Source organism: Bartonella sp. MU37NMGALS (assembly GCF_042194015.1).
GTDB lineage: Bacteria > Pseudomonadota > Alphaproteobacteria > Rhizobiales > Rhizobiaceae > Bartonella > Bartonella grahamii.
Map to the genome: position 1 here is coordinate 75,703 of NZ_JBHIML010000001.1, position 20,241 is coordinate 95,943.

Here is a 20,241-nt window from a genome sequence, read left to right on the forward strand (position 1 = left end):
TTTATGAAAGAAAGAGTATATTTTAAGTTGTTGATGAGAATTAATAAACAATGCGAAAGCCTATTCACATGAATAAATTGAAAAAGCGTGTTCTTGCTTTATTTTATATTGCGTCTTTGAGCGTAAGTAGCCTTCTAATAAATGAATTTTTGATTCCGACAGTCTTTGCGCAGACTTCTATTGTTGTTACAGTTAATGGCAACCCCATCACAAATTATGATATACAAAGGCGCCTTGCTTTTCTCAGATTACAACAAAAGCAAGGCAATTTGGTGGCACAGGCTAAAAAAGAGCTTATCGATGAAAAGCTAAAAAATATTGAAATAAAACGTCGTAATATTGAAGTAAGCAATGATGAAGTTGATAAAGCTTTTGAGAATTTTGCGACACAAAATAATATGACGATTGATCAGCTCAACCAGATTCTGATCCAAACTGAGATCACTGTGCAACACTTTAAAGATTACATCCGTGGACAAATAGGATGGGGGCGTCTTGTTAGTGCACGCTATCAAGCTGAAACAGGTATGATTAGCGAACAAGAAGCTGTACGCAGGATATTAAAAAATGGTGGTGTAAAACCTTCAACCAATGAATATACATTACAGCGAATTGTTTTTGTTATTCCTGCACATCGTCGTTCAGAAATTTTTGAAAGACGTCAAAGAGAAGCAAGCAATTTTCGCGCACATTTCCGTGGATGTGCCAATGCTCACAATCAAGCAAGAGGTATTTTAGACGTTACTATCCGCCACTTAGGAAAGTTTCTGGAACCCCAACTTCCCAATGCATGGGAACAAGCTATTCTTGCAACGCCTGCTGGAAAAATGACAAAATTACAAGAAACATCTGATGGAATAGAAGCAATTGCTGTCTGCAAAATAAAAAGAGTTTCTGATGATTATGTCGCTCGACTAATATTTTCTCTTCAAGATAGTAAAAAAAGAAGCCCGCAAAAACTTGAAGAATTAAGCGACAAATATTTAGGAGAACTGCGGCGAGTGGCGCGCATTCAAAATTCATAATGGCTGCTCTTATTGTTAGCGGTGGTGATCCTGCCGGAATTGGTCCTGAAATAGTCCTAAAAGCGTGGAATTTGCGTGTTACGCGCCAAATTCCACCTTTTGTGCTTCTTGCTGATCCAGATGTTATTCGTTCGCGCGCTCGTTTTTTACAGATTGATGTTGAGGTGCAATCTGTTTTAATCAATAATTCCGCAAAAAATTTTCAAAACGCTCTTCCTATCATACCATTAAAAAACAAACAAAGTGATCAATTAGGTATACCTTCATCGAATAATGCCGCTGGAATCATTGAATCAATTGAACGCTGTGTTCAATTGATTCAAAATGGCCATGCATGTGCACTTATCACTTGTCCTATTGCAAAAAAGAATCTTTATGATGCCGGTTTTCAATTTCCAGGTCATACAGAATTTTTAGCCGATTTAGCCCATAAAGCTTTTCATAAATGTTATCATCCAGTTATGATGTTAGCAGGACCTCGATTAAAAACAGTACCAATAACTGTTCATATTCCATTTAAAAATGTTCCTTCACAGCTTACCCGTGATTTAATTATTCAAACGGTACTTATTACTGAATGTGACTTAAAAACACGGTTTAAAATAACGTCACCCCGACTAGCTGTTGCTGGTCTTAATCCTCATGCTGGAGAAGAAGGTGCAATGGGAAAAGAAGATATTGAAGTTATCACTCCTGCTATTGAATATCTTAAAAAAAAAGGACTCAATATTGCAGGCCCGCTGCCTGCCGACACAATGTTCCATGAATGCGCAAGAAAGGCATATGACGTTGCCATTTGTATGTATCATGATCAAGCCCTTATCCCTGTTAAAACATTAGACTTTGATAGCACTGTTAATGTCACGTTAGGTCTCCCTTTTATTCGCACGTCCCCAGATCACGGAACTGCTTTTGACATTGCTGATAAAGGGATAGCCTCTCCCGAAAGCTTTATTGCTGCTCTTAAACTTGCAAATCAACTTGCCGAAAATAGTTTAATACCATGCCAATAGATAATCTCCCTCCTCTACGTGAGGTCATTGATATATATGGATTACAAGCGCATAAATCTTTGGGGCAAAATTTTCTTTTTGATCTTAATTTAACATCTAAAATTGCTCATCATGCAGGTAATATAGAAGGAAAACCTGTTCTTGAAATTGGTCCTGGTCCTGGAGGTCTCACACGAGCCTTGCTAGCAAAGGGCGCCATTGTAACAGCAATAGAACGCGATGAACGCTGCATACCAGCTCTCTTAGAAATAGAAAAACACTATCCTAAAAAATTAAAAATTATTTGTAATGATGCACTGAAGCAAGACTTCTCAAAACTCTTTGAAACAAGCCCAGAAAAACCTCGCATTATTGCAAATCTTCCCTATAATATTGGAACACAACTCTTATTAAATTGGCTTTTGACTGAACCATGGCCTCCTTTTTATGAATCAATGACATTGATGTTTCAACGTGAAGTTGCCAAACGGATTACAGCTAAACCTCAATCTACTCATTATGGACGTCTTAGTGTCTTAACTGGCTGGCGTACCACTGCTAAAATTGCTTTTGATGTGCCCCCTCAAGCCTTCATACCAATACCTAAAGTAACTTCTTCCGTTGTTCACATTATTCCGCGAACACAACCTCTTGCCTGCTCTGCACAAAAACTAAGCCTCGTCACAAAAACCGCCTTTGGACAAAGGCGAAAAATGCTTCGTCAAAATCTCAAAATACTTGGAGGTGAAGTGCTGTTAGAAAAAGCTGGAATTGATGGAACGCGCCGTGCTGAAACGCTCTCGGTTTCCGAATTTGTAACTTTAGCGCATCTAGTTCTCTAAAAAATTGCAATTTTTGTTATACAATCTTTTTTAATCAAGACATTTATCGATCTTTTCAGCAATAAGCCCATCAACAAAAGAGTCAAGATAAGAACAGCGCTCGCGTTTTGCGGTTTCAGCTAAATAAATTGATTTAATAAAAGATAAAGACTGATCTAAATCTTCGTTAATCACAACATAATCATAAGAACGCCAATGCTTTAACTCCGTTCGTGCATTTTCCAATCGTAAATTGATGATATCTTGACTATCTTCTGCTCGACGATGTAACCGCGAAACAAGCTCTTTCATTGATGGTGGAAGGATAAAAACAGATACAGTGTCTCCCAGCATCTTTTTTTGCAGCTGCTCGGTACCTTGATAATCAATATCAAATAACATATCACGGCCAATACTCAATGCGTTTTCAACAGTTTCACGTAAAGTGCCATAATAATTTCCGTGAACTTCTGCCCATTCAATAAATTCATCTCTATCACGCTTATATTCAAACTCTTCCTTTGAAATAAAGTGATAATGCAGTCCATCTACTTCACTAGGACGCCTTTTCCTTGTGGTCACACTTACGGAAAGCTCTAATTGTCCATCTTTTAGAAGTAATCGAGAAATTGTTGATTTACCAGCACCTGAAGGTGAAGAGAGAATAAACAAAAAACCGCGGCGTTGATTTATTTTTATAGCACTCAATTTACTTTCGAAGACTGTCATTACATCACTCTACTTTGTTCATAAATGTTTCTCCAAAATTTGAATTATACATTATCTCAACCTTTCCCCTAATCAATGTGTTTTCTTAGCAGTTTTCAATGTTATTCTGCTCTTTTTTGAGATACGTTATTAGCAGTGTATTCACTGCTTTCTTAAATATTTTTATCCATACGCTAATCCTACTTGTGACAGACAAAAAAATGATTTTTTTATCATTCTCATAAAAAGTTTAAAGAGAAAAATTTCACTATATTTTGCATTCTCATTTACGATGCAAAAAGATGTGTTATCGTTATAAATTCAATGTCTTGCCTTTAATTCTCGCCACTTGCGAACATTCACATTATGTTCTTCTAAAGTTCGAGAAAAAACATGCCCTCCTGAACCATCAGCAACAAAATAAAGTGCGTCACTGCTTGGTGGATGTGCCACCGCTTTCAAAGAATCTCGACCTGGATTTGCAATAGCTGTTGGAGGCAAACCATTAATTTTATAAGTATTATATGGTGTTTCCTTCTCAAGATCTGAACGATAAATTGCACGACCTGATGGCTTTCCTTTTCCTCCAAAGAGACCATAAATAACTGTTGGATCCGATTGAAGACGCATATGCTTTGTAAGGCGGTTATAAAATACCGCAGCAACCATTGGTCTTTCTGCTGCAATTCCCGTTTCTTTCTCAACAATTGAGGCTAATATAACAAATTCATCAATCGATTTAATGGGTAAATCAGGCGAACGCGTAGCCCATATAGCATGAATTAATTTTGTCTGTTCTTCACGCAATCTGTTTACAATCTCTTTACGCGTTGTCCCCCGAATAAAACGAACAGTATCCGTCATTAAACAGCCCTCTGGAGGCAAAATTTTTGGAAGATCTCCAATCAAAATTTCATTCGCAGCTAATCGATCGAAAACTTGCTGAACCGTTAAACCTTCAGGTACTGTAAATGTATACTCAATAGATTTTCCTTTCACAAGAATATCCATAATATCCTGCATCGAAGCATGTGCTGGAATTAAATATTCACCAGCCTTCAGATGCGTTGTTTTTTGGTGATAACCAACCCCATAAACAAAAATATCTGATGATCGAATGAAACCACGTTTTTCTAGCAATGAAGCAATTTCACGAATTCCTGTGCCAGGATGGATAAGAACAATTTGTTCTTCCTCAATTTTCCCCTTTTCTTCAAAAATACTTTTTCCAATATAAAGAGGAATACTTATGGCGAAAAGAATAACCACAATCAGCATAAGAAAAAAATGACCGAGAATAACCAACGGATTACGGACGATCGATGATTTCTTTCGTTTTTTATGTACTAACATGTCATAACTATATGCTAAATGATTCGAAGAGGAATCACTTACGTCCTTTAATGATTTTCCTTTTTTCACACCGGACATAACCCCTCAATAGCGATTAAGGACAATATTATAATTTCTCATTCACCTTATAACAAAGTAGAAAACTCAAAAGCAGAAATTAAATAAAAATACTTACTATCCACTAAAACGTCGCATCACCAACGATGCATTTGTCCCACCAAATCCGAAAGAATTAGAAAGAATTGTATCAATCTTTCGTTCACGCGGTTTGTGTGGTACAAGATCGATTTTCGTTTCAATCGACGGATTGTCAAGATTAAGTGTCGCTGGAGCTATATTATCCCGTATAGCTAGAACAGAAAAAATAGCCTCAGCAGCACCGGCGGCACCAAGTAAATGCCCGATAGATGATTTCGTTGATGACATGGATACTTGTGGTGCATAATTCCCTAAAACACGTTCAACAGCTGCTAGCTCTATAGAATCAGCCATCGTTGATGTACCATGAGCATTAATATAATCAAGTTCACTCACATTCACTTGTGCACGCTTAAGAGCAGCTATCATACTACGCTGAGCCCCTTCACCACTTTCTGAAGGCGCTGTAATGTGGTAAGCGTCACCAGATAAACCATAACCAATAACCTCAGCATAAATACGCGCTCCTCGTTTTTTGGCATGTTCCAGCTCTTCTAAAACAACAACTGCCGCTCCTTCCCCCATCACAAAACCATCACGATCAGTATCATAAGGACGTGACGCCCGTTCAGGATCATCATTGCGACAAGTAGAAAGAGCTCTACAAGCTGCAAAACCTGCAAGAGATATCCGATTTATCGGAGATTCAGCCCCCCCTGCCACCATGACATCTGCATCACCAAACATAATCAAACGTGCCGCATCACCAATCGCATGCGCCCCTGTTGAACAAGCCGTTACAACAGAATGATTAGGCCCCCGTAAACCATATTGAATAGACACATAACCAGAAGCAAGATTAATCAAACGACCTGGAATAAAAAAAGGAGAAACACGACGTGGGCCCTTATCACGAAGCGTATAACCAGCTTCAACAATGCCCTCAACTCCCCCAATTCCCGAACCAATTAACACACCTGTACAAATCTGATCTTCATCACTCTTAGGAAACCATTCGGCATCTGCAAGCGCTTGGTTAGCAGCAGCCATTGCATAAACAATAAATGCATCAACTTTACGTTGCTCTTTAGGTTCCATATACAAATCAGCATTATAAGTCCCCTCTGTTCCATCCCCTAAGGGGATACGCGCAGCAATCTGGCATGGCAAATCTGACACATCAAACTCTGTGATACGTCGGACACCACTTCTTCCTTCAAGAAGTCGTTTCCAACTATATTCAGTATTACCAGCTAATGGAGATACCAACCCTAAACCAGTAACAACAACACGTCTCATAACTTCTAACCTTGAACTAAACTTCACCTCTCAAAGCTCTCTTTTCAAAAGAGCTCCGAAGAATATAGGCAAAAGCAATTCATGCCTTTGCCCTTTAGTAATCACGCAGAAGCTTTATCAATGAACTTGACTGCATCGCCAACTGTGAAAATCGTTTCAGCAGCTTCATCTGGAATTTCTACCCCAAACTCTTCTTCAAAAGCCATAACGAGTTCAACCGTATCAAGGCTATCAGCCCCTAGATCATCGATAAAGCTTGCATTTTCTACAACTTTATCAGCATTAACCCCAAGATGTTCCACGATAATTTTCTTAACGCGCTCTACTGTATCACTCATGTTGAAATCCTCGAATTTATATTTTCCTATAATTTGGTTAACTATATCGGTTCATCTAATCAAGCAATAGATGCATTACTTTAAAAGATTTTAGTAATGATTTAAAACATCCTGTGGATATCCCCTAAAAAATGAACCAATCTGACATTCCGACATCAATTGATCAACGACCATATTAAAGAAATAGATGCATCTATCCATTTCAATCGTTACTATCTAAAATAATACAACTCATAAATCAATGTGGAATAAAATAAATACTCAAATCATTGCCATTCCACCATTGATATGGAGTGTTTGACCTGTCGTATAGGCTGCTTCATCGCTTGCTAAATAAACAGCAGCAGCGGCTATTTCTTGCCCACTTCCCATACGCTTCATCGGAATCGCAGCCATAATGGCTTCTTTTTGCTTTTCATTAAGCTTGTCTGTCATTGCGGATTTAATAAATCCTGGAGCAATACAATTGACAGTGATGTTTCGCGAAGCAATTTCTTGTGCCAATGCTTTAGAAAAACCTATCAAGCCTGCTTTTGCAGCACAATAATTCGTTTGTCCAGGGTTTCCCACAACACCAACAACAGATGTAATGTTAATAATCCTTCCATAACGGCGGCGCATCATAGAATGTATTAATTCACGCGTCAAAAGAGAAGCAGCTGTTAAGTTAACTTCTAAAACATCATCCCAGTCTTTATCTTGCATACGCACAAAAAGACCATCCCTAGTGATTCCCGCATTGTTAACCAAAATATCGACGCCATCCATTTCTCTTTCTGCAACTTCAGCCAATTGTTTAATCGATTGGCGTTCAGAAAGATTAGCGGGAAATACAAAAACATTCTGCCCTAATTCTGCCGCCACTTCTCTAAGCTTTTCTTCGCGTGTTCCATGAAGTCCAACAATGGCTCCTTGTGCATGAAAGCAGCGTGCAATTGCCTCACCAATTCCTCCCGAAGCCCCTGTTACAAGAGCTTTACGTCCTGTTAATCTAAACATCTTTTAACTCCTTATAGATTAAACGCCGAGCATACCTAGCGCTGATTCTATTTCATCAACTGTTCCAATGGTTACTCCCTTTATATCTTTGTTAATACGACGCGTTAAACCTGTTAATACTTTTCCAGAACCAACTTCAAAAAGCGTATCAACTCCATTAGCAGCGATCCATTCTATTGTTTCACGCCATCGCACCCTCCCAGTCACTTGTTGGACAAGAAGAGTAGTAATACGCTCTGGATTGCTCTCAGGTGCAACAGAAACATTGGCAATCAAAGGAACAATAGGGGACATTTTGTTAACAGTCAAAAGTGCCTTCTTCATGGCATCAGCAGCAGGTTGCATTAAAGATGAATGAAAAGGTGCAGAAACAGGAAGAAGAAGTGCACGTTTTGCACCTTTTGTTGATGCAATCTCTACCGCTGCCTCAACTGCTTTTGCTTTACCGGAAATAACAATTTGCCCACCACCATTATCATTAGCAATCTGACATAGTCCTTCTCCAGAAACAGTTTCACAAATTTCTTCCACAATGTGCTCTTCTAAACCAATTAATGCAGCCATAGAACCTTCACCAACCGCAACAGCAGCCTGCATAGCATTGCCACGAATACGCAAAAGTCTTGCCGTATCTGTGAGAGTAAATGTACCAGCAGCACAAAGAGCCGAGTATTCGCCTAAAGAATGACCAGCAACAAATCTTACCTTTTCTTCTATACGAAGCCCTAATTGTTTCATCACACGAATGACAGCCATAGATACAGCCATTAATGCCGGTTGTGCATTTGCTGTTAACGTTAAAACATCTGCTGGTCCTTCAAAAATGATCTTTGATAATTTCTCACCCAAAGCATCATCAACTTCCTCGAAAACCATCCGTGCGGCAATAAATTGCTCTGTAAGCGCCTTTCCCATACCAACAAGTTGACTCCCCTGCCCTGGAAAAATAAAAGCTGCACCCATTTATCAACTCCTAAAACTGTACAATTAAATTATTTTCTTTTGACCTTATTCATCCGCACAAATCAAGATAAAGCCCTTTATTTAAAACGAATACCACACTTAAAATTATATTTTAAGGGCGGAATTTGATATAAAAACTTAGGGAAATAGGGTGCTATAAACTGAATAACACCCAAACTTATGAGACTTCCTAAAATTGCACCTGCTAAAATATCAAAGGGATAATGTACACCCACAAAGATGCGCGCCCAACAGATCAAACACAAAAATACCGAAGCAAATTTAAAAGCAACTTTGTATCGGTAAAAATAAAAGTTAGCTGCATAAGATGCAATGGTCAAGGCATGATTACTAGGAAAAGAAGCTGTCGCACGATGTTGAATAAGCGGTGTCGTCAGCCCTACCACGAATGGGCGAGGATGAAAATAAAAAAGAGAAATGAGATAACCTATGAAAAGAGCCGCACAAATACTCATGCAAATGCTTAGCACGACACATCGTTCCCTCTCCCCACCACAAAACCACAACGCACAAAGATGGAGAGGAATAATATAAATTAAAAACTTTGCACAAAAAATACTAAAAAAAACTACAATCGACCAAGCGTGATGATTGCCGACAAACATTTCAAAGAGTGTAACATCAATCTGGTTTAAAAAGTCCATTTTTCCCTCCTTTACCTTTATATTACAGTATTATCTTTTTGTAGAAGAAGGAAATATATCAAGATTTAACAAATCAATTTTTTTATGTGCATAAACTTGCTATTTTAAAAGATAACCTGTAAATGTGAAATGTTCGTTGCCGGCACTTTAGCTGGAGGTTGAACGGAGGGCTGTAAAATATCAGTAGGAAATACAATGTTTCCGGCCTCCCGTGTCTCCGCTCTGAGATGTCTCGAATTGTAAACGCGTCCTTTCTTCTTTGGATTTCCAAAAAAGACAAGTCGCAGAGGCTTTGCGCTAAAGCCGGTGAAATTTAATTGAAGAAAGGCAAAACAATGGCTCTTTATGAACATATGTTCCTTGCCCGACAAGACATCGCACCGCAGCAAGTTGATGAACTTTTGAGTCTCTACAAAGGTGTCATTGAAGCGCATGGTGGAAAAGTTGGGCGTATAGAAAATTGGGGACTTCGTCCTCTTGCTTACCGTATTCGTAAAAACCGTAAAGCTTATTATGTCTTGGTCAATATTGATGCACCAGCTTCAGCAATTGCTGAAGTGGAGCGTCAGATGCGCATCAATGAGGATATTTTGCGTTATATGACCATTCGCGTAGAAAAACACGAAAAAGAAAAATCTGCTATGCTCTCACACCTTGATCGCAATAGTCACATTGGACACGATGAAGAGCGTCCTCGTTTTCCACGTCGTCAACGTGAAAATGCTATAGAAGAGGTAGAATGATGACTGATACTAATCAAAACTCTGCACGTCGCCCCTTTCATCGTCGTCGTAAAACATGTCCTTTTTCAGGGACCAATGCTCCCAAAATTGATTATAAAGACATCAAGTTGTTACAACGTTATATTTCCGAACGTGGGAAAATTGTTCCTTCACGGATTACTGCTGTTAGTCAGAAAAAACAGCGTGAATTAGCTAATGCTATCAAACGTGCTCGCTTTTTAGGCTTACTTCCGTACGTTATAAAGTAAGCGATCAATACGCTATGCAACTGGAGAGTTTCTCCAGTTGCTTTTCTTATATGGTTAAAAATAGCTTGTTGTATCCTATGTTAAGCTATTAAATGTCAAAGTTGGGGTATTGACACGCCTCTAACTGCAGAAAGCAGGACAGCAATAAATGAAAAAAAATCGTACTTATGAGATATTAACCGGTATTTTGGCAGGATTATTTGCTGTTGTGATAGGAATGGCAATCATCAGTGTTGCAAATATCGCGCCCTTTTTTTCTCTTCTTCTTGGCTGCTTTCTTTCATTGCCAATTTTTATTGTTGCGTTCGGTCAAGGAACATTAGCCAGTCTCATCGCCCTCATAAGTGCCACTGTTGTTCTTATCATAACCACTAATACCTATATTGCTCTTGGCTTTATGTTCTTATTTTTCCTTCCTGCTGTCTATGCTTCTTGGCTTCTTGGGCTTGCACGACCAGCGCAAAAAGAAAACGAACTGATATGGTATCCATTATCATCGGTTATTTTTCATTTAACTAATTTTATCGCTCTTATAGCAACTTTCATTGGGCTCTATGTTCAAACCCGTCCTTCCACACCCGTCATTGCAAAAAAAATCACCGAAAACATAGCACAAACTCTGCAACAATCACAGTCAATAAAAGAAGCCGATATACGCGCTTTTAGTGAGCTTTTAATGACGCATCCAGCAACTTTTACTGCTGTTTCTTTGACTCTTTATAGTTTGGTTTTTCTCATTGGTAACCTTTACTTTTCCATGATAGCAGCACAACACATGAAATGGCTGAAAAGACCCCGTGATGATTGGAACCAAACTCTCCGCCTTCCAATTTCTGGAATTGTTATTTTCATTATTGTTTGCATAGCATCGATGGTTGAGTTGAGCGCTTCTCTTAACTTGAGTACCCGTGTCTTTAGTACTGCATACACTGTCATCATATTAATTAGTGGTCTAGCATATCTTCACAATATTACAAAAGGGGTAAACGGTCGGATTATTATACTTTCTCTTGTTTATATTGCTATTTTAACAGTCGTTTTTACTCCACCTATTGTTTTCATGATGCTTTTGATGGGAATTTGGGCTGCTATTCAATATAATTTTCAATCACGCAAAAAACTCCACTAAATTTATTTGTTCGAAAGGAAAAACTATGGATATTATTTTACTTGAGCGCATTCCTCGTCTTGGTCAGATGGGTGATATTATCTCAGTTAAAGATGGTTATGCGCGTAATTTTCTCTTGCCTCAAGGTAAAGCTTTACGCGCAAATGAAGCCAATAAAAAACATTTTGAGATACAACGTGCACAACTTGAAGCCCGTAATCTTGAACGCAAAAGCGAAGCGCAAAAAGTTGCTGAAAAACTTGATGGACAATCATTCATTGTTGTTCGTTCTGCTGGTGAAACAGGACAACTTTATGGTTCTGTATCAACACGTGATATTGCTGAAATTATAACAGATGAAGGCTTTTCTATTGGGAGAAATCAAGTCGAACTTAACCATCCAATAAAAATGATCGGTCTTCACACAATCACTCTTAGCTTACATCCTGAGGTTCAAATTTCTGTGATTATTAATGTTGCGCGTTCTACCAGTGAAGCACAACGCCAAGCAGAAGGTGAAACTCTCACTTCTGCTAAAGAAATATATAATATTCAAGAAGAATTATTAGAAGAAAATCAGGAAGAATTATTGGTAGAAGAAATTAATGACAACGATATAAACAGTTCTCATCAAGAAGCTTAATTGCTATTTTTGCTTTCTGTTTTATATTTTTTATTCTATTTTAAATATTGCTCATAAAATACTCACACTTTAAAATTGGGTATTTTATGGCTATCATACATAAAGAACCTAATTTTTATGAAAGAATTAGCAATATATTATTTAAAGGCATTACATGCCGAGAATGATAATATCACTAAGAGGAAATTTTCTTTTGTTGTCTATCATCTAAAGCAAAAATAATTTAAAGTTCTACCCTTAAGGGTAAGGTTTGTATGAGCGGTAAGTTGATTATATCAACACATGATCTGAAATAATTTCAGTTATAAAAAAGTAATTCTACTTACACAGATATTGGAATTTTAAGGTCACATAACTTCAAAACACTTAAATTTAGAATAGCAAAACTTCCACTTTAAAATCACGTATTATAAAATAAAATAGATCAATGTTATATAAATAATACACAAATGATAGATGAGCAACGAAAAGAGGGTTTTGAAAAATTATATAATTTTAACTTAAAATGAAGATTTGTAGCTCTATTCTTTTAATTATACGATTTTCAATTTATCGCCTAAAGTAGCTAGACTTAGAATTTTAGTGGAAAAATATTATGGAAGAAACTAACGTTGTTAATGTCAGCTCTTCAAAGAAGGAAGATTCTCCTTCTTTTCGGCAGCTTCCGTATAATATTGAAGCTGAACAGGCATTGCTTGGTGCCATCTTTATCAACAATGATTCTCTTGACCGCGTTTCAGATTTTCTAAAACCAGAACATTTTTTTGAACCATTGCATCAAAAAATTTATCATGTTTTATCTCACCTTATTAAAACAGGAAAACGTGTAGATCCAGTTACAATCAAGCCCTATATCCAAATGGAAGAAAAAATTGGAGATATTACTGTATACCAGTATGTTGTTCGCTTAGCCACAGAGGCAGTCACTATTATTAACGCTGAAGATTATGGACGCGTCATTTACGATCTTTTTATCCGACGGTCTTTGATTAACCTTGGAACTCAAGTTGTCAATACAGCCTTTGATGCTCCTGTAGAGCTCACGCCTACCCAACAAATTGAAACTGTTGAAAATCAGTTATTTGAGCTAGCAGAAAAAGGGAAATATGGAGGTGGATTTGAAAATTTTAATGAGGCTATCAAAAAAGCTATCGATATGGCAAGTGCTGCGAAAAAGCGCTCTTCACAATTATCAGGGATAGCCACCCATATTAAAACACTTGATGAAAAAATGGGAGGATTACAAGCATCTGACTTAATTATCCTTGCAGGACGCCCTGGTATGGGAAAAACCTCACTGGCTACCAATATTGCCTTTAATATTGCTAATGCTTATAATCGTAATGCCAATATCCAAGAAAATGAAGGGGGTATTGTAGGTTTCTTCTCACTTGAGATGTCATCCGAACAGCTTGCAACCCGTATTATTTCTGAACAAACAGAAGTCTCTTCTTCTGATATTCGGCGTGGTAATATCTCAGATGAACAATTTTCAAAAATTATTCGTGCGGTGAACCAACTACAAAAGGCACCGCTTTATATTGATCAAACTGGGGGAATATCAATTACGCAATTAGCTGCTCGTGCGCGGCGTCTCAAGCGACAACATGGTTTAGATATCTTGTTTATTGACTATATCCAACTCATGACAAGCAGTTCAAAGCGTTCATCAGAAAATCGTGTTCAAGAGATCACAGAAATTACCACAGGATTAAAAGCGTTAGCGAAAGAATTGAATATTCCTATTATCGCTCTCTCTCAACTTTCACGTCAAGTAGAAAATAGAACAGATAAACGTCCCCAACTCTCAGATTTACGTGAATCTGGTTCAATTGAGCAAGATGCCGACATTGTTCTGTTTGTCTACCGCGAAGAATATTATCTCAAAAATGAAGAACCAAAATTAGGTAGCTTAGAACATACAAAATGGCAAGAAATAATGGACAAAGCTTTTGGAAAAGCTGATGTTATTATTGCAAAACAGCGCCATGGGCCGACAGGAATCGTGCCACTTGCCTTTCAATCTGATTTCACACGATTCAGTGATCTGGCCGATAGCAATTATCTTCCAGAGCAAATCGGTTAAATTAACATGGCGCGTAATCGTATTCAATTTATCTGTCAAAATTGTGGAACTGTCCATTCTCGTTGGGCGGGAAAATGTAGTGCTTGTGGAGAATGGAATTCCCTTATCGAAGAAACTATAAATGGCGGCATAGGAAGTGGTCCTAAGCAGAGTGCTCGTAAAGGACGCATCGTCACACTCACATCTCTTTCTGGAAATATCGAAGATGCTCCACGTATTCATTCTGGTATTGCTGAACTTGATCGTGTTACCGGTGGGGGCTTTGTCCGTGGATCAGCACTCCTTGTTGGAGGTGATCCGGGTATTGGTAAATCAACATTGCTGACACAAACAGCTGCTGCTTTATCACGCAAAGGATATAATGTTATCTATGTTTCAGGTGAAGAGGCTATTGCGCAAATTTGTCTGCGCGCGCAAAGGCTTGAAGCTAACAATACAGAGGTGAAACTTGCTGCTGAAACCAATGTTGAAGATATTCTGGCAACCTTAAGCGAACATAAAAACCTTGATATGGTGATTATCGATTCAATTCAAACCCTATGGTCAGATACAGCAGATTCATCACCCGGCACTGTCACACAAGTACGTATCGGTGCTCAAGCAATGATCCGCTTTGCCAAAAAAACGGGAACCGCCGTTGTTCTTGTTGGTCATGTTACAAAAGATGGGCAAATTGCTGGTCCTCGAGTTGTTGAACATATGGTTGATGCCGTTCTCTATTTTGAGGGTGAAGGAGGACATCATTATCGCATTCTTAGAACTGTAAAAAATCGCTTCGGACCAACAGATGAAATTGGTGTCTTTGAAATGTCTGATAAAGGATTACGCGAAGTGATAAATCCATCCGAATTGTTTTTAGGAGAACGTAATGAAAAAGCTCCAGGTGCTGCTGTTTTTGCGGGAATGGAAGGGACACGCCCGATACTCGTAGAAATTCAAGCGCTTGTTGCTCCTTCTTCCCTTGGGACACCAAGACGTGCGGTTGTCGGATGGGATGGAAATCGTCTTTCTATGATTCTTGCCGTTTTAGAAGCCCATTGCGGCATTCGTTTTGGACAGCATGATGTCTATCTGAACGTGGCAGGTGGATATCGCATATCAGAACCCGCTGCTGATTTAGCTGTAGCCGCTGCTTTGGTATCCTCTCTTGCCAATATCGCATTGCCAACGGATTATGTATATTTTGGTGAAGTCAGTCTTTCAGGAGCTACCCGCGCTGTTTCACATTCAGCACAGCGCATCAATGAAGCAAAAAAACTCGGCTTTCAAGGAGCATTTCATCCCACAACAACAACCGAAATGATGAAGTCGCTCAATTTTCAACAAAAAACTTTCTCCGACCTTCCGGAACTCGTTGCTACTCTTACCGTAAGTAAAAAATGATCTGCACCATAGATATGATAATATAGAAAAAACTCTATAAAATACAAAAGATCCTTGCTATAAGAACAAAAAATATATTTGCACATAGACTTAGAAGAACACAACTTTATGTATAAGGAACAAACAAATGATCATAACAATCCTTGATGGAATTGTCGTAGTAATCATCCTGTTGTCCGCTTTTCTTGCTATGCTTCGAGGGTTTTCACGTGAAGTGTTATCGTTGATTTCTTGGGCAGTTGCAGCTATTACGACACTGTTTTTATTCAAGCCTGTCTTACCTTTCTTTGAACACTATCTCTCTAATAAAATGATTGCATTGATCACAACATTGGTCACGATTTTTATTATTGTTCTCATTATTACTTCAATTATTACAATGAAGATCTCTGATTTTATTATTGATAGTCGAATTGGTATTCTTGACCGTGCTATTGGTTTTATTTTTGGAGCACTTCGCGGTTTACTTATCATGGTCATCGGTATGTTGCTGATTAATGCACTGATTAAACCCGAGCTTCAAGCGAATTGGTTAAAAAATGCAAAAACAAGGCCTATTTTAGATTCACTAGGACAAAAAGTTTGGGAAATACTCCCAAAAGATATTGGATCGGTTCTCGAAAAGGCGGAAAATTTGTTTAAAGACAGCAATAAACATACGTATGGGCAACACTCTCATGAAAAGATAATTTTCAAAAAATAGAGAATAGTTTTTCATGAGGAAAGAGAACTAAATGATGTAGAATGTGATATTAATGATTCCTTCGTATCACAACTGAAAGAATATGATGATAAAGAGTGATGTTTTCTGTCAAGAATTTTCATTAGATGATGATACCCTTCATGAAGAATGTGGCGTTTTTGGTATTCTTGGGCATGAAGATGCAGCAACATTAACAGCTCTTGGACTCCACGCACTTCAGCATCGTGGGCAAGAAGCGGCTGGTATTGTTTCCTACCATAATAAAATGTTTCATCAAGAAAAGCATTTAGGTCTTGTTGGTGATCACTATACCAATCCTACAACACTTGCACGCTTACCAGGAAATCGCGCTATTGGACATACCCGTTATTCAACAACTGGAGAAGTAGCATTACGCAATGTTCAACCCCTTTTTGCTGAGTTGAAAGCTGGAGGCATTGCTATTGCTCATAATGGTAATCTTACCAATGGTCTCACATTACGCCGTGAACTCATCGCTTCTGGTGCTATCTGTCAATCAACGTCAGATTCAGAAGTTTTTCTCCATCTTATTGCCCGCTCACGTTATGAATCGTCCTCTGATCGTTTTGTTGATGCAATTCGGCAAGTAGAGGGTGGATATGCTATGTTAGCGCTCACGCGTACAAAGCTTATTGCTGCACGCGATCCAACAGGGATTAGACCCCTCGTGATGGGGGAACTTGATGGTAAGCCTATTTTTTGTTCTGAAACTTGTGCTCTTGATATTATTGGAGCAAAGTATGTCCGTGATGTTAAAAATGGGGAGATCATCATATGTGAAATACAAAAAAATGGGGAAATTACTAAAAAAATTATAAAACCAAAAAATGAAAAACCAGAAAAACTTTGCTTGTTTGAATATGTTTACTTTGCCCGTCCGGACTCAATCGTTGGAGGGCGTAGTGTCTATGCAACACGCAAAAATATGGGAATACGTTTAGCACAGGAAGCCCCTTGTGAGGGTGATGTTGTGGTTCCTGTTCCTGATGGAGGAACTCCTGCTGCAATTGGCTATGCACAAGAAATTGGAATTCCCTTCGAGCTTGGTATTATTCGTAATCACTATGTTGGTCGCACTTTTATCGAACCAACACAACAAATTCGTGCTTTTGGTGTCAAATTAAAACATTCTGCAAACCGTCCTGTGATTGAAAGAAAACGTGTTATTCTTGTTGATGACTCTATTGTACGTGGAACAACATCTCTTAAAATTGTGCGAATGCTCCGTGATGCAGGAGCAAAAGAAGTTCATATGCGCATTTCTAGCCCTATGATTTTCTATCCCGACTTTTATGGTATTGATACACCTAAAGTTGAAAGCCTTTTAGCAAATCAATATCCAGATTTAAAATCTATGTGTGATTTTATTGGAGCGGATTCATTAGAATTTCTTTCAACGGATGGATTATATCTTGCTGTAGCAGGAGAAAAACGGAATAATGCCGATCCACAATTTACTGACCATTATTTTACTGGATATTATCCTACGCAGCTGGTTGATCAAGAAAACCTCTCCAAAACTCATCAATCATCTGTTCTTAGAACAAGAGATTAATGATGACAAAATTTAGTCTCCATGGGCGTGTTGCACTTGTTACTGGCGCATCAAGAGGAATTGGTTATTATTTGGCACTCGAGCTTGCTACACGCGGCGCTCATATTATTGCTCTTGCACGAACAGTCAGTGGACTTACTGAATTAGATAATCAGATCCAAGAAAAAGGGGCTCATGCAACCCTTGTTCCCCTTGACTTGCATCATATGGAAAACATCGATACTCTTGCTATCTCAATTGCCAAACGCTGGAAAAAACTTGATATTATCGTTGCAAACGCAGGAATCCTTGGAACACTCTCACCAATAGCGCATATAGAAAACACGGTATTTGAAGATGTTTTTCAAATAAATCTTTTCAGCCAATGGCGCTTAATGAAAGCTGTTGAGCCTTTATTACGAGAATCTGATGCTGGACGAGCCATTCTGTTATCCTCAAGCGTTGCGCATGCTGCGCGCCCTTTCTGGGGAGCTTATGCAGCCTCTAAAGCGGCTTTAGAGATGATTGCCCGCTGTTGGGCAGAAGAACTCAAACAAACCCCTATTAAGATTAATTGTGTCAACCCTGGTGCCACACGCACTGCCATGCGCGCTGAAGCTATGCCCGGTGAAGATCCACAAACTCTCCCTTCACCACAAGAGGTTGCAAAAAAGATAGTACATTTGTTATCACCTGATTTAAAAGAAACTGGAAAACTCTTTAATGTCCATAAAAATCGGTTTGTAGATTATCATGTACCTGACTGATCATCATCGGAGAAGTAAATCGTTTGATTCTCTCTTTTTCCTGTGCTTCTCAACAGAAGAATGAAACACTTTATGATTCTTGGATAGCTTTAGCATCAGCCTTTTTCTCTTCTAAAGTAGCACGTTTATTATAAGCGATAAAACTACAGGGGAGAAAAATCATATAGCTAACAGCTGTAATCAATAAAGTTTTCCATGTGTAAGTCGCAAGAAAACCGACATAAATAACAATAACCAACATGCATGGTATAACGATATCGCGCCTTAAATTTTGATCAATTGTTTTTGCATTCCATACTGGTAAACGACTAATCAAAAGAAAAGCAATAATTACAGTATAAAGACTAAAAAATAATGCCCACCCCCAATTGGGGACCAAACCAAGAGCGCCTAAATAGGTAGGCAATAAAAGGAGTAATGCTCCTGCTGGTGCTGGAACACCAACAAAATAACTTTTCTGCCACTTAGGTATATTGGTGTTATCCAACATCACATTAAAACGTGCTAATCGCAAACAACAAGCAACACAATAAACAAGGGCTGCAACCCAACCAATGTGATTTGCTTGATTCAAGATAAAGGAATAAACAATAAGTGCAGGGGTAACACCAAAATTTATAACATCAGCAAGAGAATCCATCTGTGCCCCAAAAGATGAACTACCATCTATTAAACGGGCAATGCGACCATCAGCACCATCTAAAACTGCGGCCAAAAGCACCATTAAAATAGCAGCTTCATAGCGATGTTCAAAAGCCAAACGAATGCTGCTCATCCCTGCACAAATTGCTAAAATAGTAATGATATTGGGAATGACATACCGCATTGATGTAGGTGAACGCCGCCGACTTGCAACATCATCATGCTGCCCCTCAGGATTGAATGAAGAAAATGGCGAAAAATTTTTCATTGTGAGTCCTAATCGTATCTGAAGTCCGTTGTGGCACTCTTATCATCAAAAGAACCCAAAACTGTTTCTCCAGCAATTGCTGTCTGTCCAACTGCAACACGCAATTTCATTTCAGTTGGTATATAAATATCAAGGCGAGAACCAAAACGAATCAATCCAAATCGCTCACCAATCATAACGGCATCGTTTTCTTTTGACCAACAAACAATCCGGCGTGCAACCATTCCCGCTATTTGTACGATACCGATTTTACCATGTTTGCTATCAATTACCATCCCATTACGCTCATTAAACTGGCTAGCTTTATCAAACTCAGCATTGGTAAATCGACCTGGATGATAAACGATAGACTCTACTGTACCACTGATAGGAATACGATTAATATGGCATGAAAAAATATCCATAAAAATGGAAATACGGATCATTTCATCTTTCCCTAATCCTAATTCTTCAGGTGGAACACATGATTCCACAAATGAAATACGCCCATCGGCAGGCGACATAACCCAATTTGAATTCAAAGGGATCACACGATCTGGATCACGGAAAAAGTATATACACCACACCGTGAGAACGAGACCAAACCAAAACAACGGACTCCATATCCAACCAAGAATGAGCGAAATAACAAAAAACGCTACAATAAAAGGATAACCCTCTTTATGAACCGGTACAAAGCTATTATGGAAAGATTGCAGAATACTCATATAATTTCCTATTCATCGTAAACTTAAACAAGCAACAAATCTTTTTGTTCCTCTTGTATCTTTTTATGTATTTAATCAATCACTCCA

The 20,241-nt window shown here is 38.5% G+C and carries 21 protein-coding genes; 12 read left to right on the plus strand and 9 right to left on the minus strand.

The window, feature by feature from the left end:
* The first annotated feature begins 68 nt into the window (after positions 1-68).
* From ACFIJP_RS00305 to rsmA, 3 genes are read left to right on the plus strand one after another with little or no spacing between them, the layout of a single operon-like run.
* Positions 69-1,025 carry a SurA N-terminal domain-containing protein gene (locus ACFIJP_RS00305; protein WP_375625012.1) on the plus strand — a complete coding sequence of 319 codons (957 nt, stop codon included), beginning with the start codon at positions 69-71 and terminating at the stop codon, positions 1,023-1,025.
* Positions 1,025-2,038, plus strand: a complete 1,014-nt coding sequence (pdxA, locus tag ACFIJP_RS00310) for a 4-hydroxythreonine-4-phosphate dehydrogenase PdxA (protein ID WP_375625013.1) — start codon at positions 1,025-1,027, stop codon at positions 2,036-2,038. Before ACFIJP_RS00305 ends, pdxA begins: the two co-directional genes overlap by 1 nt.
* Complete coding sequence (gene rsmA, locus ACFIJP_RS00315; RefSeq protein WP_375625014.1) at positions 2,029-2,859, plus strand: 16S rRNA (adenine(1518)-N(6)/adenine(1519)-N(6))-dimethyltransferase RsmA; 831 nt, start codon at positions 2,029-2,031, stop codon at positions 2,857-2,859. Before pdxA ends, rsmA begins: the two co-directional genes overlap by 10 nt.
* A gap of 30 nt (positions 2,860-2,889) precedes the next feature.
* Here rsmA and gmk read toward each other — a convergent pair whose 3' ends face one another.
* From gmk to ACFIJP_RS00350, 7 genes are all read right to left on the minus strand, one after another.
* Complete coding sequence (gmk, locus tag ACFIJP_RS00320; RefSeq protein ID WP_375625015.1) at positions 2,890-3,567, minus strand: guanylate kinase; 678 nt, start codon at positions 3,565-3,567, stop codon at positions 2,890-2,892.
* Between the two features lie 300 nt (positions 3,568-3,867).
* Entirely contained in the window at positions 3,868-4,977 is a 1,110-nt protein-coding gene (mltG, locus tag ACFIJP_RS00325) for an endolytic transglycosylase MltG (protein ID WP_375625016.1), read from the minus strand.
* Positions 4,978-5,073: 96 nt separating this feature from the next.
* On the minus strand, positions 5,074-6,336 hold the full coding sequence (gene fabF / locus ACFIJP_RS00330; RefSeq protein WP_375625017.1) for a beta-ketoacyl-ACP synthase II: 1,263 nt from the start codon (positions 6,334-6,336) through the stop codon (positions 5,074-5,076).
* Positions 6,337-6,437: 101 nt separating this feature from the next.
* Positions 6,438-6,674, minus strand: coding sequence for an acyl carrier protein (locus tag ACFIJP_RS00335; protein ID WP_004860281.1), 237 nt, complete (start codon positions 6,672-6,674; stop codon positions 6,438-6,440).
* Positions 6,675-6,935: 261 nt separating this feature from the next.
* Entirely contained in the window at positions 6,936-7,673 is a 738-nt protein-coding gene (gene fabG, locus ACFIJP_RS00340; RefSeq protein WP_273791075.1) for a 3-oxoacyl-[acyl-carrier-protein] reductase, read from the minus strand.
* An 18-nt stretch (positions 7,674-7,691) separates the two neighbouring features.
* Positions 7,692-8,636, minus strand: a complete 945-nt coding sequence (fabD, locus tag ACFIJP_RS00345) for an ACP S-malonyltransferase (RefSeq protein WP_273791076.1) — start codon at positions 8,634-8,636, stop codon at positions 7,692-7,694.
* A 77-nt stretch (positions 8,637-8,713) separates the two neighbouring features.
* Entirely contained in the window at positions 8,714-9,301 is a 588-nt protein-coding gene (locus ACFIJP_RS00350; RefSeq protein WP_375625018.1) for an undecaprenyl-diphosphatase, read from the minus strand.
* A 335-nt stretch (positions 9,302-9,636) separates the two neighbouring features.
* On the opposite strand from ACFIJP_RS00350, the gene rpsF reads away from it, so the two are divergent.
* The 9 genes from rpsF (at position 9,637) to ACFIJP_RS00395 (ending at position 18,537) form a co-directional block, all read left to right on the plus strand.
* On the plus strand, positions 9,637-10,044 hold the full coding sequence (rpsF, locus tag ACFIJP_RS00355) for a 30S ribosomal protein S6 (RefSeq protein WP_273791078.1): 408 nt from the start codon (positions 9,637-9,639) through the stop codon (positions 10,042-10,044).
* Entirely contained in the window at positions 10,044-10,292 is a 249-nt protein-coding gene (gene rpsR, locus ACFIJP_RS00360; RefSeq protein ID WP_012754957.1) for a 30S ribosomal protein S18, read from the plus strand. Before rpsF ends, rpsR begins: the two co-directional genes overlap by 1 nt.
* Before the next feature lie 148 nt (positions 10,293-10,440).
* Entirely contained in the window at positions 10,441-11,421 is a 981-nt protein-coding gene (locus ACFIJP_RS00365) for a hypothetical protein (RefSeq protein WP_375625019.1), read from the plus strand.
* A 25-nt stretch (positions 11,422-11,446) separates the two neighbouring features.
* Positions 11,447-12,043, plus strand: a complete 597-nt coding sequence (gene rplI / locus ACFIJP_RS00370; protein ID WP_375625020.1) for a 50S ribosomal protein L9 — start codon at positions 11,447-11,449, stop codon at positions 12,041-12,043.
* A gap of 595 nt (positions 12,044-12,638) precedes the next feature.
* Positions 12,639-14,129 carry a replicative DNA helicase gene (locus ACFIJP_RS00375; protein ID WP_375619412.1) on the plus strand — a complete coding sequence of 497 codons (1,491 nt, stop codon included), beginning with the start codon at positions 12,639-12,641 and terminating at the stop codon, positions 14,127-14,129.
* Positions 14,130-14,135: 6 nt separating this feature from the next.
* Positions 14,136-15,512: a DNA repair protein RadA gene (gene radA, locus ACFIJP_RS00380; protein ID WP_375625021.1), complete on the plus strand. Its 1,377-nt coding sequence runs from the start codon at positions 14,136-14,138 to the stop codon at positions 15,510-15,512.
* Between the two features lie 127 nt (positions 15,513-15,639).
* On the plus strand, positions 15,640-16,215 hold the full coding sequence (locus ACFIJP_RS00385) for a CvpA family protein (protein ID WP_375625022.1): 576 nt from the start codon (positions 15,640-15,642) through the stop codon (positions 16,213-16,215).
* Between the two features lie 82 nt (positions 16,216-16,297).
* Positions 16,298-17,791: an amidophosphoribosyltransferase gene (gene purF, locus ACFIJP_RS00390; RefSeq protein ID WP_375625023.1), complete on the plus strand. Its 1,494-nt coding sequence runs from the start codon at positions 16,298-16,300 to the stop codon at positions 17,789-17,791.
* A gap of 2 nt (positions 17,792-17,793) precedes the next feature.
* Positions 17,794-18,537, plus strand: a complete 744-nt coding sequence (locus ACFIJP_RS00395; protein WP_375625024.1) for an SDR family NAD(P)-dependent oxidoreductase — start codon at positions 17,794-17,796, stop codon at positions 18,535-18,537.
* A gap of 70 nt (positions 18,538-18,607) precedes the next feature.
* Here the strand turns inward: ACFIJP_RS00395 and pssA are convergent, their stop codons facing one another.
* Entirely contained in the window at positions 18,608-19,447 is an 840-nt protein-coding gene (gene pssA / locus ACFIJP_RS00400) for a CDP-diacylglycerol--serine O-phosphatidyltransferase (RefSeq protein WP_012754949.1), read from the minus strand.
* A gap of 8 nt (positions 19,448-19,455) precedes the next feature.
* Positions 19,456-20,154: a phosphatidylserine decarboxylase gene (locus ACFIJP_RS00405; RefSeq protein ID WP_375625025.1), complete on the minus strand. Its 699-nt coding sequence runs from the start codon at positions 20,152-20,154 to the stop codon at positions 19,456-19,458.
* Between the last annotated feature and the right edge of the window lie 87 nt (positions 20,155-20,241).